At 28.5% G+C, this 15,654-nt stretch carries 14 protein-coding genes; 7 read left to right on the top strand and 7 right to left on the bottom strand.

Annotation, left to right across the window (positions count from 1 at the left end; translation table 11 throughout):
• Positions 1-53: 53 nt before the first annotated feature.
• From AC5SLL_RS02200 to AC5SLL_RS02215, 4 genes are read right to left on the bottom strand one after another with little or no spacing between them, the layout of a single operon-like run.
• Positions 54-485 (bottom strand): hypothetical protein, encoded by a 432-nt coding sequence (locus tag AC5SLL_RS02200; protein ID WP_494586904.1) that lies wholly within the window; start codon positions 483-485, stop codon positions 54-56.
• Positions 466-3,111, bottom strand: a complete 2,646-nt coding sequence (locus AC5SLL_RS02205) for a DEAD/DEAH box helicase (RefSeq protein WP_494586905.1) — start codon at positions 3,109-3,111, stop codon at positions 466-468. Before AC5SLL_RS02205 ends, AC5SLL_RS02200 begins: the two co-directional genes overlap by 20 nt.
• Positions 3,098-3,829 (bottom strand): hypothetical protein, encoded by a 732-nt coding sequence (locus AC5SLL_RS02210; RefSeq protein ID WP_494586906.1) that lies wholly within the window; start codon positions 3,827-3,829, stop codon positions 3,098-3,100. The genes AC5SLL_RS02205 and AC5SLL_RS02210 overlap by 14 nt, the downstream gene beginning before the upstream one ends.
• 2 nt (positions 3,830-3,831) lie before the next feature.
• A complete protein-coding gene (locus tag AC5SLL_RS02215) occupies positions 3,832-6,030 on the bottom strand; it encodes a site-specific DNA-methyltransferase (RefSeq protein ID WP_494586907.1) in 2,199 nt (732 codons plus the stop codon).
• Positions 6,031-6,429: 399 nt separating this feature from the next.
• On the opposite strand from AC5SLL_RS02215, the gene AC5SLL_RS02220 reads away from it, so the two are divergent.
• The 7 genes from AC5SLL_RS02220 to AC5SLL_RS02250 all read left to right on the top strand — a co-directional run bounded on the left by AC5SLL_RS02220 (position 6,430) and on the right by AC5SLL_RS02250 (position 12,432).
• Positions 6,430-6,993, top strand: a complete 564-nt coding sequence (locus AC5SLL_RS02220) for a hypothetical protein (protein ID WP_494586908.1) — start codon at positions 6,430-6,432, stop codon at positions 6,991-6,993.
• Positions 6,994-6,996: 3 nt separating this feature from the next.
• Positions 6,997-7,374 (top strand): hypothetical protein, encoded by a 378-nt coding sequence (locus AC5SLL_RS02225; RefSeq protein ID WP_494586909.1) that lies wholly within the window; start codon positions 6,997-6,999, stop codon positions 7,372-7,374.
• 511 nt (positions 7,375-7,885) lie between these two features.
• On the top strand, positions 7,886-8,158 hold the full coding sequence (locus AC5SLL_RS02230) for a hypothetical protein (protein WP_494586910.1): 273 nt from the start codon (positions 7,886-7,888) through the stop codon (positions 8,156-8,158).
• Positions 8,158-9,723 (top strand): DUF2779 domain-containing protein, encoded by a 1,566-nt coding sequence (locus tag AC5SLL_RS02235; RefSeq protein ID WP_494586911.1) that lies wholly within the window; start codon positions 8,158-8,160, stop codon positions 9,721-9,723. The genes AC5SLL_RS02230 and AC5SLL_RS02235 overlap by 1 nt, the downstream gene beginning before the upstream one ends.
• Complete coding sequence (locus AC5SLL_RS02240; RefSeq protein ID WP_494586912.1) at positions 9,720-10,838, top strand: DUF2130 domain-containing protein; 1,119 nt, start codon at positions 9,720-9,722, stop codon at positions 10,836-10,838. The genes AC5SLL_RS02235 and AC5SLL_RS02240 overlap by 4 nt, the downstream gene beginning before the upstream one ends.
• The gene (locus tag AC5SLL_RS02245; protein WP_494586913.1) at positions 10,804-12,081 is read left to right on the top strand and encodes an MORN repeat-containing protein; all 1,278 of its coding nucleotides are present in this window, start codon (positions 10,804-10,806) and stop codon (positions 12,079-12,081) included. The genes AC5SLL_RS02240 and AC5SLL_RS02245 overlap by 35 nt, the downstream gene beginning before the upstream one ends.
• Positions 12,082-12,084: 3 nt before the next feature.
• Positions 12,085-12,432, top strand: a complete 348-nt coding sequence (locus tag AC5SLL_RS02250) for a DUF4116 domain-containing protein (RefSeq protein ID WP_494586914.1) — start codon at positions 12,085-12,087, stop codon at positions 12,430-12,432.
• A gap of 198 nt (positions 12,433-12,630) precedes the next feature.
• Here the strand turns inward: AC5SLL_RS02250 and AC5SLL_RS02255 are convergent, their stop codons facing one another.
• From AC5SLL_RS02255 to AC5SLL_RS02265, 3 genes are read right to left on the bottom strand one after another with little or no spacing between them, the layout of a single operon-like run.
• Positions 12,631-13,773 (bottom strand): glycine cleavage T C-terminal barrel domain-containing protein, encoded by a 1,143-nt coding sequence (locus AC5SLL_RS02255; RefSeq protein ID WP_494586915.1) that lies wholly within the window; start codon positions 13,771-13,773, stop codon positions 12,631-12,633.
• 36 nt (positions 13,774-13,809) lie between these two features.
• Positions 13,810-14,091 (bottom strand): hypothetical protein, encoded by a 282-nt coding sequence (locus tag AC5SLL_RS02260; RefSeq protein ID WP_494586916.1) that lies wholly within the window; start codon positions 14,089-14,091, stop codon positions 13,810-13,812.
• Positions 14,075-15,529: a phosphomannomutase/phosphoglucomutase gene (locus AC5SLL_RS02265; RefSeq protein WP_494586917.1), complete on the bottom strand. Its 1,455-nt coding sequence runs from the start codon at positions 15,527-15,529 to the stop codon at positions 14,075-14,077. The genes AC5SLL_RS02260 and AC5SLL_RS02265 overlap by 17 nt, the downstream gene beginning before the upstream one ends.
• Positions 15,530-15,654 lie beyond the last annotated feature (125 nt).

The following is a 15,654-nucleotide window of genomic DNA, read 5'->3' on the forward strand; positions in this document are numbered from 1 at the left end:
TATTTCAATCAGTTAACAAATTGTTGAAGAAACATTTTGAAGTATTACTAAGATTATTTGAAATTAAATTCACTCATTATTTTATCAGAGTCTTTTTTATTCAATATTGTTGGGCAATTTAGTAAAATAAATCCTATTGAATTGTCTTTCATCAAATCTAATTTTTCAAAAATTTTTAAACCATCAATCCATTCTTTAGTATTCAATGATTTAACTAATTTAGTTTGAATAGAAACTTCATAGCTTTTGTCATATTTAATTATTATTGGAAGATCAACTATCTCGTTAGATAAAATTTCCCTGATATCAGAAAATTTTTTAATTTTTGAAATATATGTAAAAATTATATCACCTTTATTAAATATTAATTTTTTTGATTTGCTTTTAGAAATACCTAAATTCTTATATCCATTTATTTCATCTTGTTTTCTGTTAAATTCGCTTTCAACAAATAACCAATAATTTTTATGATTTTTTGAATACATTGATGATTTCTTTAAATGAATTTGGTGTAATCTTAATTTGATCCCATATTTCTTGTTTTACGTATAAATAGTCCCAACTTTTTCCAGTTGTTTCGGTTGCATCTTCACACCAAGTTTTTAACCTCTCAATTTTTTTAGGATCATCAATATTTTCTGCACCTTTTGTCTCAACTATCCACATACTTCCATCATTTAATTTAATAGTGAAATCAGGGTAATAGTTTCCAATGCTTTTATCACTTTTTATATAACTAATTTTAAAATTTAATTGTTTAAAATTTTTAACAAAAGCTCTTACATCTATAGTTGCATCTAAAAATCCAGCAAATCTTAATTCAAACTTAGAATCTCCTACAATTTTATTAAATACAGATTTTTTTGCTGGTAAATATTCTGTAGTTCTTGCAACACTAAACGTTCTAGTTTGACCTACTTTAATATAATCTACAATTTCTGATGTTCCAGTATCACTAATAGTTAATTCGTTTATGTGTGTTTTGAATGTTTCAATTATCGATCTTCTAACTTCAGTTTCACTTAAATTTCTAGCTATATTGAGATCTTCAAGATTAACTTTTCTATCAAAAAGAATTTCTTGCATAAATAATTTAACTTTTTCATATAAAATTTCTTGACCTCCAAACAATCTCATTTCGCTCATTATAGATTTTGTAAAAAAAGATACTATGGAGGAAGAGTTTATCATCAATTCATCATTAACTTTTATTTCATAAGCAACCTCGCCCTCTAGTAGATATCTAAATACAAAGTTTTTCTGATCTTCAGCATTAAACTCTTTTATTTTAAGTGATTTAAAATTAAATTTTTTAGGATTTAATTCATTTAAATTATTATAATTTCTTTGAATTCTTGGTGAAAGTATTGGAATTTCCAAGTCTAATTTGTCTAAATCTTTTTTCTTATCAACCTCAATAATTGTTGGGCCAGACGCCTCAGAGTTTTTGCCCATTGATCTTTTTTCTAAAACAACTCCCTCTGATTTAATACTTTCAACAAAATCTAAAAAATTTTCCGTTCCAATTACATTTAATTCTTCAGATATATTTTCACCAAAATACATTCTTCTTAATCCTCTGCCGAGAGTTTGTTCAGGTAGAATATTGGACTTTGCAGAATAAGGTCTTAATCCAATTACTGTAGTTACATTTTTTACATCCCAACCTTCTTTTAACATTAATACTGAAACTATTGCTTTTATATTATTTTTATCTGAGTCTACTTGATTAGACAGATCTCTTAACTCTTTAAGTTCTTGCTGACTTTTTGAAGAAACACCTTCTTCAATTCTTCCTTCTTTGTTTGTGTGAATAGCAAATGTACTATCTTTTAGTAAAGGAAAATTATTTTCCAAATACTGTTTTACATCATCACAATCCTTGGTGTCATCAACCATAACAAAAAGTAATGCTTTTTTTCCAAGTTTGGCATGTTTCTCATAATCCTGATGCCACACGGTTACACCTAAATTGATATAATCTCTATATCTTTCTGAAAATTTTGTTGAAGTTTTTTCACTTAATTTTCCTCGACTTGCTTCGTCAGGTAAAACTGGTTTTTTAACAACTTCTTGAGCAATTGCTTCAACAAGTGGGTAATCGGAAACAGTTTGAATAAAAATATCTCCATTCTGATGTTTTGGAGTTGCTGTAACATCTATTTGAATTCCAATTCTTTTTCCTTTTTGTACTAAATTATTATTTATATTTTCTATAGTTTTTGCCCATGACATTGTAGAGTCATGTATGTGATGTGCTTCATCATTTAAAACAACTATATCTTCGAGCTCTTTAACAATATCTTTTACAAAAATTTTATTATCTGATGATTTAATTGCTGGCTTTTCTCCTAAAAAAAAATCTTTTAAATCATTTTTTTTTCTTGATTTTTTCTTTCTTTCAGCAAATCTTTGAATATTTGTCAGAAATATATTTCCATCTTCAGATAAATGATAAATATCATCTTGAATGTGAACCTTTAATCTAAAATCATTTATCCATGTTTTGTTGTCATAATTATTTGGAGGAATAATGGGATCCTGATTAAAAATTTTTAAATCTTCTATGTCTGTTTTTAATCTATCAAGAACTATTGTGTTTGGTGCAATAAGTAAAAAGTTTTTAGATAAGTCTGAATTTTTTTCATAAAGTTTGTTAAAATAACACCAAGCAATTAATAAAGATAAAACTTTAGTTTTACCAGTACCCGTCGCCTGTTTTATAATCAATCTTAACCATTGTTCTTCAAACATAGAGGGCAATATGACACCCGATGAGTCATATTTAATTAAGTCTGAAGGATTAGTAATTTGTGCAACTTCATATAAATAAATTATAGTTTCTACTGACTCTCTTTGTGCAAAATAATAATTAAATTCATTTTCATGTGGAGTTTTAAACCAATATTCTAACAGAGATTTAGAAGTACTAGAAATATTTGGATAGTTTTTTTTTCTCCACTCAAAGACTTCTTGACGAATTTTAGTTACTAACGGTGCTAAGAGTTTTTCTCTACCTTTGTTTCCTAAACTTTCATCTCCAGGAAACCATCTCACGTCAGGATTGATTACATTAAACGGAGATTTTGGAAAATTTTTATTTAAACCCATTTTCAACTACCTCAATAAATTTTTTAAAAGAACATAAAATTCCATTTGTAGGTGGTTGTCCTTTCTCTAATTTATTTATTTGTTCAATACTAAGTTTAAAAACATAACAATTACCAGTTAAATCTAACTTTGAACCAACTTTTTTTAAAGTGTTTGCACAGACCATATACAAATCAATATTCAAATCTTCACAGTCTTTTACAATTCTCCGTAAAGACCTTGCTCCATAAATACCTTTCCAAGAAGGTCTTCGATTAATTTTTGAAATTAATCTTTCTGCCTCATGTTTGTTTTTAAATGGCATGTAAAATGTTGTAAATTCAAATCCCTTCCATCCATTTAAACTTTTAAAAACATAATCTATATCAATTGTATAATAATCATTATTATTTTTTGATAATGTAAATTCCATCAAAGATTTATATTTGCCATCTATAAGAAATTGAAGTTCGTGATAATTTGGATAAAGTTTTTGATTATTGGATTTAAGATCTAAATATACAAAAGGTATACCTTTTTGACTTTTAGGTAAATTTTTTATATCTGAATTAATTTCATTTTTTTCTAATACATAAAATACTGTTCCATTATCAAGTATTTTTCCTAAACAGATTATATTCAAAGTATTTTTCTTTCCATATTTTCTTGAAAGATCATTTGATATATCTGTTTCGATTTTTCCTATAGAATTTATATATGAAGGTATCGCTTGTGGCATGATTAGATTTTTACTTCCATAACTTTCATTGTGTCATTGCCAAAAATATCAACAACTTTTACAGCAATCTTAGTCTTATTTTTTCTAATTTCTTTTTTTGATGATAATAAATCAATTTTTTGATTCTTTTTTGTTCTGAAAGATTGCCATTCATTTTCAAAAATATAATTACCAGTCCAAACTTCCTCTACTTTATTATTTTTTTTAAATTTTATTATTTCTGGTTTTGACTCAAAGTCATAATCCACAGACCAATAATCTATCCAATCATACCAATTTTTTGTTAGCACATCTCTTTTAATTATACCTTCTTTGCTTTTTGAAACTCTAATGATATTTCCTGCTTCTGCTATTATTTTAGAATTCCCATTTTTAAGTTCCTCATCAATTCCAATATTATTTTCATTATAGAAAACTGCAAAATCTGTTAATTCGATAGAAACAAAATTTTTTTTTATTATTGGTTTAAATTCTATTGCAGCAACATCAAAAAATACTACTTTCCCTTTTTTAACTGCTTGATCATCAAAAATATCCATTGGTATTTGTTTGTAATTTAATCTGAGTCCCTGTGATTTTGCATCCTCTTGTACAGATGGAAAAAGTCCCATCTCATATTCAAAACCTAATATATCAACACTAGTTATATTATTTTTGATACATTCTTTAATAACTTCTTCGACATGATTTCTCGATAGACTCTGATTGATTGGTCCTATTGAAACAAAAGTGCTGCCCTTTTTACCTTTTATAGTTAAAAAGCCATCAACTTTATCTGCTTTAAATGCTTCCAGAATTAATTCTTGAAATGCCTCTTCCTTTCTTTTCTTATCTAATAACTTAACTTCATCTCTTTCAGATATTCCATCATAAATATAATATTGTCTTTGATATTTCCCTAAATTTAATAGTTCAAATGCTCTCCAATTTTTTCCATCTTTTTTAAGTTTTCTTTGTGTGTCTATTAATCTTTTTTTAGTAACATGAATTGAAAATTTACCAATGTCTGTTACCAACCATTTTCTATTTAAATTTTCACATACATTTGCTGTGGTTCCACTTCCGTTAAAAAAATCACAAACAATATCATTTTCATTTGTACATGCCCTTATAACTCTCTCCAGAAGTTGGGTAGAATTTTCAGTTGGATAACCAGTTGAAAATGAATAACCTGGAATATCGGTCCAATTAGTATCTATGGTTCCTGTTGATGAAGCTTCAACTAAATATTGAACTTTATTAGTATTTTCATTAATTCTTAGTTTGCCATGTTTATATAATTCATCCATTCTTTCTTGACTAAATTTAAAATGACACCCTTTTCTTGCATAAAAAGTTTTTCCTTTCACATTTCTAGTTGGAGAACCAGACACACCTGCCGAGTCATCTGTTGCCCTCCAATAACTTTCTCTTTTTTCCTTCAAATTATATTCAGTGTTTAGATAGAAAAATTTTTCTGATTTAGAATATACAAATAAAGATTCTACCCCAGATAACAATGCTAGTTGTTTAGTATTTTTAGTAACATTTTTTTTTGTTCTATTGATAATTATTTCATTTCTAAAATTATTAAATCCAAATATTTCATCTAAAATTCCTTTAACATAATGACCCCAATGAAAATCAATTCTTAAAACCAAAACACCATCATCTCTTAATAATTCTTTCATTAAATAAAGTCTCTCATAAAGCATCTGTAAGAAACTATTTCCTTCTCTGTTCCAAGTATTTCTATATGCAAAGTTTTCTATAACTGATGGTTCTTTGTTAAATATTTCTCCATCTCCAATTTCCACATCAATTGTATAATCTTGGCCCACACTAAAAGGAGGATCGATATAAATAAGTTTTACACCTCCTTCATTATCCATTTCATTTCTCATTGGCCCATTTTTTATTGAAGAGAGAATATATTTATTGTCACCCCAAATTAATTTATTGGTCCAACCAGCATTTTGTCTTCCTGAAGCAAAATCAAATGACCCTTGTAATAATTTAATTTTTTCATCCCTTGGTTCATCTACTTGTTCTATTATTTGAAAGGGAAGTGATAAATTGGATATTTCGTTTACTTTGTTATTCCAGGTTATCTCAACTTGTCTTTTATCACCAAAAAGAAGAAATCTATACTTTTCAGGTATATCTTTTCCTTCTTCAATTAATCTTACAATATCTCTTTTTTCATTGTCAGTTAAATTCATTATTATTCTCTTTTTTAACAAAGTTTAGACCTATTGAAAACAAAACATTATGTAATAGTTATATGATGCATTGGATTTCATTCCTTTTCACCCGTTTACGTTTCTTTTCATTGTTCTCCTCTTTACGTAGACCTCTTGATATGAGAAGGGGTGAAACCATTACTAACTACAAATTACTTTCCCTTAAAAATACAACCAACAATAGGAGTTTTGATATATGGAAATAAATGGTATTAATAAATACTGTCATGTAAGCGCTTACATTGCTTATGATAACTGCAGCCCAGTTTACAAACAAACCTTCAAGTTTGAACTCAGTCCAAGTACCCATAACAGCATCATTTGGGAGAAAATAATCAAAATATTCAAGGAAAACGGAATAAATGTGGAGCTTAAATCATGAAGCGGTTCTTAATTTTTGTGTCAGCTCATTTGGTTTTGTTTCTATTAGTTATAGCTTACCAAGCCCAAGCAGATCATGAGGAATGGAATATTAATAAATTTGAAAAGCTAGTTTATGCAAGAGTTTCAGGCGAAGTAACCCACGGAGACTCGCTTAACTTTTTTATACACGTTAATGATGATTGTGAGCGAGTATGGAATAACTTTACATTTTACACCTATGAAAAACCAGGCGATATCAAACAGTTAATAGGAAAACATATCCCAATAAGAATTAATAACCAAGAAGAGACTGCAGAAGTTGAAGCTGTAACCCCTTTTTTAATGGGTTACCGTGTTTTGTTTTCTATTGGAACTTTTGACTTAAAAAAATACATCTACAAATTAAATGATTTTTATAAGGAAGAAAAAAGGTTTGAAATTGAAATAGTTGATGGAGTTGGCTTTAAAGTAGCTAAATACTTTGACATCCCTAATAATAATTGGAAATTAGATAAACTAGTACCCTCTGTATTAGAAGCACGTAAACTTTGTAAAACTATTGATCAGGTGGGTAGTTAGACAATGTTAAGAGTTCTTTTATTTATCTTAATATTGCTACCAACAACCTCTAAAGCTGATCAAGGTTTAAAAATCTCATGTCTTAATATGAAAGATGTAATCATTGGAAGAAAGCATGATCCTTTAAATTTTACAATGCAAGCAGTAGGGCTTGAATACTTTGATAAAGAAAAGGGTGAATTTGTCATGATTGAAGCTAATAAATTAGATATTGGTGAAAACCAGGTTACTGCAAGATTTGCAGATTATGAATTAGGGTTTCAAATGATTGTATTTGATGGAGACACAAAACCTAGCATGACCATGTCAAAATACGACTTTAAAAATAATAGGTTCTTAGAGCATTATCAGTGTGATTTTGAGACTGCAAATATTGATTAAAAATTTATGATTGATCAGTTCTTTCTTTGGTGTGTGTGGGTTCTTGAAGTTATAGGGGAGGTAACCGGCATGGGCTATGAACTTGCTAACATTGTTATCTTTGTAATTTTACAACCTGGGCTAATACTTCTATTTTTTATTTTGTGGAGATTTGAAAAGAAGAGAAAAATAAAATTATCCAATAATATTAGACTTATATAGAATAATTAACATTGAATGTCTTAAAGAAGAGTGTAAGTTAATTAAAGGTAAGTTTTTATAATATATTAAGGATTAATATATATACTTTTTGTTAATAACTTTCTGAGAGTATATTTACTAATCCTTAATGTTAATTCTGACGAAGCCTTAATAACTTTTCAAGGTTATTAAGAAGGTTGGAATAAAATTCATAAATATTTACCTGTAAAATAAACTTAAAGAACAAAGGTTTATCTTGGTAATTAGAAAGTTAATTTTTAATAAATTTCATTTTTGTACCAAATAACCCTCTGTTTCAGAAAGAGGTAATATGAGTAAGAAAAAGATTACAAAACTAGAAAGCAGTGAAGACCATAATAAATTAATACAACTATTCTATGAAAACAGCCCAGAAGAGAGACAAAGGTTGTTAACTAATATTGATACGGTGTTGTGTTCTATGCTAGATTTAGAACATGACGATTTGCCTTGGCTTAATCCCAACCAGCACAATCACAAATGGGAAAAAATCATGACCAATCTTAGGTTAGTGGTAGGTAAAATAGAATTTGAAGCTGCACAAAAAGCAAGGTCGGTACACTAATGACAGATAAAATTTATAATTTAGATAAAACCAACATTAAAGATGGAGTCCAATGTGTTAAGAAACTTTGGTTTAACCTTCATGAGCCAATTAAAATAAGAGATAACCCTGAATTCCATAAAGGGGATCGTTTTGGCTTAATTGTTCGAAAAATCTATGGAGATGGCTTAGATTTATCAGATAATTTTAATATCAAAGATGTGATGAGTAAAACTGAAGAAGCATTAAAATCTAAAGATATTAATGTTATCTATGAGGGTGCATTTATTTTTGAAAATACTCTGGTGAGAACTGACGTTCTGATTAAAAATAAAAATGGTTGGGATTTATTAGAGGCAAAAGCCACAACTAATATTGAAGAAAAAAAAGGTATTTTAAAAAAAGAGTACCTATTAGATTTATCAATTCAAACTTTCATACTAAAAAAAAGTGGAGTTAATTTAAAAAACATTAAATTAATTTATATTAATAAAGAATTTATTTATAATGGAGATAACAAATACACTGATCTTATATTAGAAGAAATAATGAATGACGTAATATCGTTAGAGGAGAAAGAAGTTCCAAATTATATTAAAACTTTAGAACCTTTAATAAATAAAAAAACTACAAGCCCAAACATAGAAATGGGTTCTCATTGTGAAAAACCACACAAATGTAGTTATGAAAAAAACTGTAAAACTTTATTACCTAAAACAGATATCGTTCCATACACGATTTTACCTTATGTTTCTAAAAACAAAGAAATAACTGAATATTTTAAGGATAAAAAAAATAAAGATTTACAGGATATACCAGAAAAACTTTTATTTTTTAAACGAAAAGGTTATGTGGAAAATTTTTATAAGATAATACAAGAAGCACATAAAGAAAATAAACCTTGGTTTAGTGAAAACTTAAAAAATATTTTTAAAGATTATACGTGGCCTTATTATTTTATGGATTTTGAAACAGCTATACAAGGAGTGCCAATTATTAAAGGAACAGAACCTAATTATCAATTACCATTTCAATGGTCAGTCCATAAATGGGATTCAATAAAAGAGGAAATTGAATTAAAAGAAGCTAAATCCTTTTTAGATTTTGAAGACCAGAATATAGAAAGAAATTTTATTGAAAGTTTATTAGATGCAATTGGTAGCAAAGGAACAATATTTGCACATAGTGCTAGTACCGAAATATCTACATTACAAAGATTATTAAAGAAAGATAATCTTAAAGACCTATCTGATAAAATTACTAAATTAATTGATAGAGTGGTAGATACAAAAAAAATAGTTAGAGAGAACTTTTATTCACCCCTTATGAATGGGAGCTCATCGATAAAAGAAGTTGTAAAAGCTATTCCGGGTGACATTGTTTACAACAAAGATGATAGTATGGCTGGAGGTGCAGATGCTATGTTGGCTTGGTTTCTTTATACTGATCCAAAAACATCAAAAGAAGAGAAAAATAAACTGAAAAAAAACCTCTTAGAGTACTGCTCTAAAGATACATTAGCCATTTACCATTTGATTAAATATTTACTAGACCAAAAAAATATAAACAAAAAGGAGCTTAAATGAGCACAAAACAAGAAATTAAATGCCCACATTGTAATAAATCTTTCCCAATACAAGAGGGTTTTAAGCATCAAGCAGAAGAACTTAGAAAAAAATTAGAAACTGAGGAAAAACAAAAATCAGCTATTAGACAAAAAGAAATTGAAGAGGCTTATAAAGCTAAAGTTTCAAAACAAGATAAAGAACATCGGGCACAATTAGTAAAAATTGAACAAGAAGCCTCTATAAAACAGAAAAAAGAAGCTGAAAAATTAGCAGCAGTTCAGGTTAAAAAATTCAAAGAAACTGTAGATCAACAATCTAAAAAGATAAAAGATGAAGCTGAGGCTAAGGCTAAAAGAGATAAAAAAGATAACGAAGTTTTAAAAGAAGAAATGATAAAAATTAAAAAAGCCCATCAAATTGATTTAGACAGGGTAAGAACTAATGCGGAAGCGCAAGCACGTGTTGCAAGCCAATCACCTGTTGAAAGAAAAGGTGAAATTCAAGAAGAATTAATTGAAGAGTATTTAAAAAAACAGTTTCCTATGGATCAATACGAACCAGTTAAAAAAGGCAAAAGAGGAGCCGACGTAATTCAATTTGTGCATCACAAACAGCAAGAAGTTGGAAAAATTTTACACGAAAGTAAAGATGTTTTAAATTTTGATGAGAAGTGGGTTGGTAAATTAATTGATGACATGCATCGTGAAGATGCGATGTTAGGTATAATTTTTACCAGAGTTATGCCTAAAAAATCAAAAGGTGTTATGGAATTAAGAGAAGGTGGAAGAATTACAATTTGTTCTGATGAATCTGTTTTTCAATATATAGTAGACATGTCTAGAAAATTAATTATTCAACAAAATTCACTAAGCAACAATATTAAAGAGGATATCTCTTCAAAATTACAGCAGCTACATGATTATGTGAATAGTAATGAATTTAAACTCCAATATAGAAAAATTAGAAATAATCTTCAAGCAACAAGTGATCAATTAGAAAAAGATGAACGTTCATTTGAAATGCAAATCAAAAATCGTAAAAAAAATCTAGATGAAAGTAAGAAGAATATTCATGGTGTAGTTACATCCTTAATTTCTAATGCTGGATTATCTGACGATTTATTATTGGAGTAATAAAAAGAGAACTATTTATGAAAAAGATATGGGTATAATCAAAAAAAAACCAATCTATGGATATGTTAGATGTGAAACAAAACATTGTGTAAATAATTTCAAATTACTCAAAGTTCCAAAAGTTTTAGTTGGTAAACAAAAATGTCAGATCTGTAAAAATGTTATGCAGAATGTAAAGATTGACAAAAATATGGAGGTAGTTGAAAATAAAAAGACAAAAAACAAAAGAAAGATTGATCATTTTTATAAAAATTTAAACATAGATAAACTTTTGAATATTTTAAATAATTGGAAGCCAGAGCTAGTTTATGACTTAGCAGAAAAGATAACTGAATGTGTAAAAGGGTATAATGATCTTAATGATGAAGAGGAACATTTTACAAATTATTTAGCTCCATTAATTTATAGTGGTGGATTATTTCAAAAACTTAAGAAACATTTTAAAATTATAAGCTGTTACGAATGCATAATGTATGAAGACACAATGTGGAACGATGCATTTGTTCTTTATTGTTCTAAAGATCAAAAATACAGACTAATTAATACAGAAAAAAGATCAAACATGCATGACTCAGTTTTTATCTTAGATACTATTACTGAAAAAAATTATAATAAAATTTCAAATAAGAATGAATATTTTATGAAAATTTTAGATAAATATGTTGAGAAAGAGTATGACTTTATGTTTAAAGACAAAAATGTTGATGATGATTTTTTTAAAGCTAAAAATCCCCCATATTACAAGCCGGTAAAAACCTTAATATTACCTGAAAGTTATTACCGATCATATCATAAGGAAGCTTTATTTCTTGAGCATGTTGAGAGAGTTGAGAAAGACATAACTGAGATTACAGAAGCATATTCAGGAAAATATAAGTTTGGAAAAAAACATGGATATGGAACCATTAAATATAAAAGTGGAGATATTTATAAAGGAGAATTCAAAATAGATTTATTTAATGGAATTGGTGAATATATTTGGAATGATGGTTTAAGATACAAGGGTGATTGGATGAAGGGTAAAATGAATGGAAAAGGAACATTAACACATCCTAGTGGCGAAAAATATTCAGGAGAATTTAAAGACGATAAAAAACATGGCGAAGGATATTATATTTATCCAAATGGTACTACTTATGAGGGTGGTTATAAAAATGATGTCTTTCATGGAAAAGGTAAATTTATTGATCCTATGGGAAAAGTAATAGAAGGAAATTTTAAAAACGGAAAATTCTTAAAATAAAAAATGAAAAAGAATTTAAATTTTTCTCAAATTGCTCTTTTAAATGAAATTAAAACTTATAATGATGAAATGAGATGGGACTCATATTATTTTGAAGGTTACCAACATGATCCTGAACCACATACGTTAGAAGAAGCAGGTGAAGCATATTTTGATGACAAAGATTTTATGTTGGAAGCTGTAAAGATTGATGCTTATTGTCTAAAATATGCATCAGAAAGATTAAAAAATAATAAGATCATTGTTAAAGCTGCCGCTAAGAGTGAAAGATTTGCTGATTATGTATTTGAATTCATTGGTGAAGATATTAAAAAAAATAAAATATTTATTAAGAAGTTAAAAAAAATATAAACAAAAAAGTTGTTCTGATCCTATAAACGTAGGGAAATTTGGCTCATCTAGGTCTTTTATTAAAAAAATAGATAGGAAATATTACTAAAAATAGAGACGGTACATGAAGTTAACAGAGACAACTGTTAGAACAATTACTAGTAAGTAAAGAGAGATATAGTCTTTTGGAGTTAACATGGCTTATGAATACTAGACTTACTAAGAACTTGCTAGTTTCTTTTTAGGATCATAGAAAGGTTTTTCAACAACTGTTGCCTTAATAATTTTGTCATTCATTTTAACATCAAGTATCGTTCCAGTCTCTGAATTGTTAATTGTAACCATTGCAAGGGCAATGTTTTGTTTTAGTCTTGGTGAATAAACCGCAGAAGTAATTTTACCAACTACTTGTTTGTCTTTTAAGATTTCCCAAAAGGTAGTGTTAGGTCCAGTTAAAGGATCACAGTCTAAAATAACCCCAACTTGTTTTCTTTTAATGCCATCCTTGTTTATTTTTTGTAACGCAACTTTTCCAATAAAGTTTATATCAGTATCTAAATTAACAAGTCTTCCTAAATTCAGTTCATAAGGGTTTGTATTTATATCAGCATCTGCATGGTACGATAACATTCCACCTTCAATACGTCTAATCGATGATGTATGACCTGGTTTTAATCCGTGAGGTTTGCCAGCTGCCATTATTTTTTCCCATAACTCATCTCCTTTAGATCCATCTCTTAAATATAACTCATAACCAAGTTCACTTGACCAACCTGTACGGGACACAATTAAAGGAATGCCATCTAAATCTAATTCACGTAACCAATAATATTTAAGATCATTAATACTTTCACCAAATAAAGCCTCCATAATTTTTCCAGAGTTTGGTCCTTGTAATTGAAGAGGGGAGACATCGGGCTCAATAATTTTAACATTAAGACCTGAATTGATTGCAACCCCTTGTGCCCATAATAAAATATCACTATCTGCAAGAGATAACCAATAATGGTTTTCTTTTAATCTTAATAAAACTGGATCATTTAAAATTCCACCTTCATTATTAACTATTAAAACATATTTACATTGACCAACTGCAAGCTTTGATAAATCTCGAGGGGTTAACAGTTGAATAAATTTAGTAGCATCGGGTCCTGTAATTTCTACTTGTCGCTCCACTGCAACATCACATAAAATTGCTTCATTGACTAAATTCCAAAAGTTTTGTTCAGGAGAACCAAAGTCACGAGGAATATACATGTGATTATAAACTGAAAAACCAGTTGCACCCCATTTAACAGTTGAGTTAAAATAAGGGGATTTTCTAATTTGAGTGCCAAAACCAAAGTTTTTCTTATCTTCCATTTTTAAAATCTATTAATTATTTTATTATTTGAAAAGCTATTTATTATTTTCGCACTCAATTGTCGCAAATTCAGTTAATTGTTGAATCTCATCAGGCTCTTTGCTGAAGACTTCATCCATCTCTTCATCACTAAATTTTGCGCTTAATTTATCAACGGTGCACTGACAGTATATTTTAGCGCCATCTGGGCCAATATATGCTTTAGAGTTAGAGTAACAACCAATGTACAATTCCTTCTCATATTCAGGGCTTAAAGCGTGACTTTTAGAGGTAAACAGGAGGATAAGGATTAGTAAATATTTATATTTTTTGATCATATTCACCGACTTTGCCAGTTTTTTGTAAAAGATCATCAATAAAATCAAAGATCTTTTTCTTTCTCTCATCTGATGTCGGGCTTTCAGTTACAACAACAAGGGATGGTTTATTAGATGAAGCTCTAATCAAACCCCATGAACCATCTTTAAAAGAAAATCTGATACCATTAACCGTTAAGACTTCACTTATCTCTTGGCCATCAATTTTAGTGTGATTATCTTTCAATTCATTTACTTGTTTAACCAACTCTTCAACCACTTGATATTTCTCTTCATCTTTACAATGTGGTGCCATAGTTGGAGTTTGAAAAGTATTAGGTAGTTCTTTTATAATCTCATTCATACTTTTATTTTCATTATCTAATAAATGGCACACTTGAATTGCTGAATTTATTCCATCATCATAACCAAATCCCAAAGGTTGATTAAAGAAAAAGTGACCACTTTTCTCAAATCCCGCTAGTGCTTTTTCAGTATTAACTTTTCTTTTAATATGTGAGTGACCTGTCTTCCAATAAATAGTTTCACAGTTGTTCTCATTTAACACTTTGTCAGTTGCGTACAGTCCAGTTGATTTAACATCGACAATAAATTTAGAATTTTTATGAGTTTTAGATAAGTTTCTTGCAATTAATAATCCAATTTTATCTGAAAATATTTCATCTCCCAAATTATCAATTACACCAACTCTATCACCATCACCATCAAAACCAAAACCAATATCAGCGTTATTGTCTTTTACTGCTTTTGCAATTGCATGTAACATTTCTAAATCTTCTGGATTTGGATTATATTTTGGAAAGGTCCAATCCAAATTACAATCAAGTTCAATTACCTCACAACCAATTCCTCTTAAAATTTCAGGGGCAAATATTCCAGCTGTACCATTTCCACAAGCAACAACAGCTTTAATTTTTTTTGTTATTTTATTTTTAGTTATTAAATCATCTTTATAAATTTGTTGAAAACCTTCTATTTGTTTTTCATTACCTTCACCTTTGATAAAATTTTCATTTAGTGTTATTTCTTTTAATTCTTTCATCTCTTCAGGTGCATGAGTTAAACCTTTTTTGATACCCATTTTAACACCAGTCCAACCATTTTCATTATGACTAGCAGTTACCATTGCAACAGCATCCGCATCTAAATTAAATTGTGCAAAATAAACAGTAGGGGACAATGATAAACCGATGTCTTCAATATTACATCCCGTTGAAAGTAATCCTTTCTTAAGTGCAGTTTTTATTTCCTCACTGTAGGACCTGTAATCGTGACCAACAATTATTCTCGGATTCGTTTTTTTAGTATGTTTTATAATTTGTGTGCCTAAACCTTTACCTAGATTCTCTATTCCAAGGCTATTAATATCTGTTCCATACAACCATCTCGCGTCGTACTCCCTGAAGCCATATGGATCTATTTTTAATTTTGTTGTCATTGCTAACCTTTCTTACATTCATTTTATTTTTTTATTGATATTTTTTTTATATGTTCTATAAATGTTCTGTTGAATAATGATTTATATGGTGTATCAATGGTTCTAGCATACAACATATAGTTGTT

This window comes from Candidatus Pelagibacter sp. PS_43 (assembly GCF_059417795.1).

Bases quoted from the DNA above. Each gene is read 5' to 3' on its own strand.
- AC5SLL_RS02200 (WP_494586904.1), bottom strand. From the start codon at position 485: ATGTATTCAAAAAATCATAAAAATTATTGGTTATTTGTTGAAAGCGAA.
- AC5SLL_RS02205 (WP_494586905.1), bottom strand. From the start codon at position 3,111: ATGGGTTTAAATAAAAATTTTCCAAAATCTCCGTTTAATGTAATCAAT.
- AC5SLL_RS02210 (WP_494586906.1), bottom strand. From the start codon at position 3,829: ATGCCACAAGCGATACCTTCATATATAAATTCTATAGGAAAAATCGAA.
- AC5SLL_RS02215 (WP_494586907.1), bottom strand. From the start codon at position 6,030: ATGAATTTAACTGACAATGAAAAAAGAGATATTGTAAGATTAATTGAA.
- AC5SLL_RS02220 (WP_494586908.1), top strand. From the start codon at position 6,430: ATGAAGCGGTTCTTAATTTTTGTGTCAGCTCATTTGGTTTTGTTTCTA.
- AC5SLL_RS02225 (WP_494586909.1), top strand. From the start codon at position 6,997: ATGTTAAGAGTTCTTTTATTTATCTTAATATTGCTACCAACAACCTCT.
- AC5SLL_RS02230 (WP_494586910.1), top strand. From the start codon at position 7,886: ATGAGTAAGAAAAAGATTACAAAACTAGAAAGCAGTGAAGACCATAAT.
- AC5SLL_RS02235 (WP_494586911.1), top strand. From the start codon at position 8,158: ATGACAGATAAAATTTATAATTTAGATAAAACCAACATTAAAGATGGA.
- AC5SLL_RS02240 (WP_494586912.1), top strand. From the start codon at position 9,720: ATGAGCACAAAACAAGAAATTAAATGCCCACATTGTAATAAATCTTTC.
- AC5SLL_RS02245 (WP_494586913.1), top strand. From the start codon at position 10,804: ATGCTGGATTATCTGACGATTTATTATTGGAGTAATAAAAAGAGAACT.
- AC5SLL_RS02250 (WP_494586914.1), top strand. From the start codon at position 12,085: ATGAAAAAGAATTTAAATTTTTCTCAAATTGCTCTTTTAAATGAAATT.
- AC5SLL_RS02255 (WP_494586915.1), bottom strand. From the start codon at position 13,773: ATGGAAGATAAGAAAAACTTTGGTTTTGGCACTCAAATTAGAAAATCC.
- AC5SLL_RS02260 (WP_494586916.1), bottom strand. From the start codon at position 14,091: ATGATCAAAAAATATAAATATTTACTAATCCTTATCCTCCTGTTTACC.
- AC5SLL_RS02265 (WP_494586917.1), bottom strand. From the start codon at position 15,529: ATGACAACAAAATTAAAAATAGATCCATATGGCTTCAGGGAGTACGAC.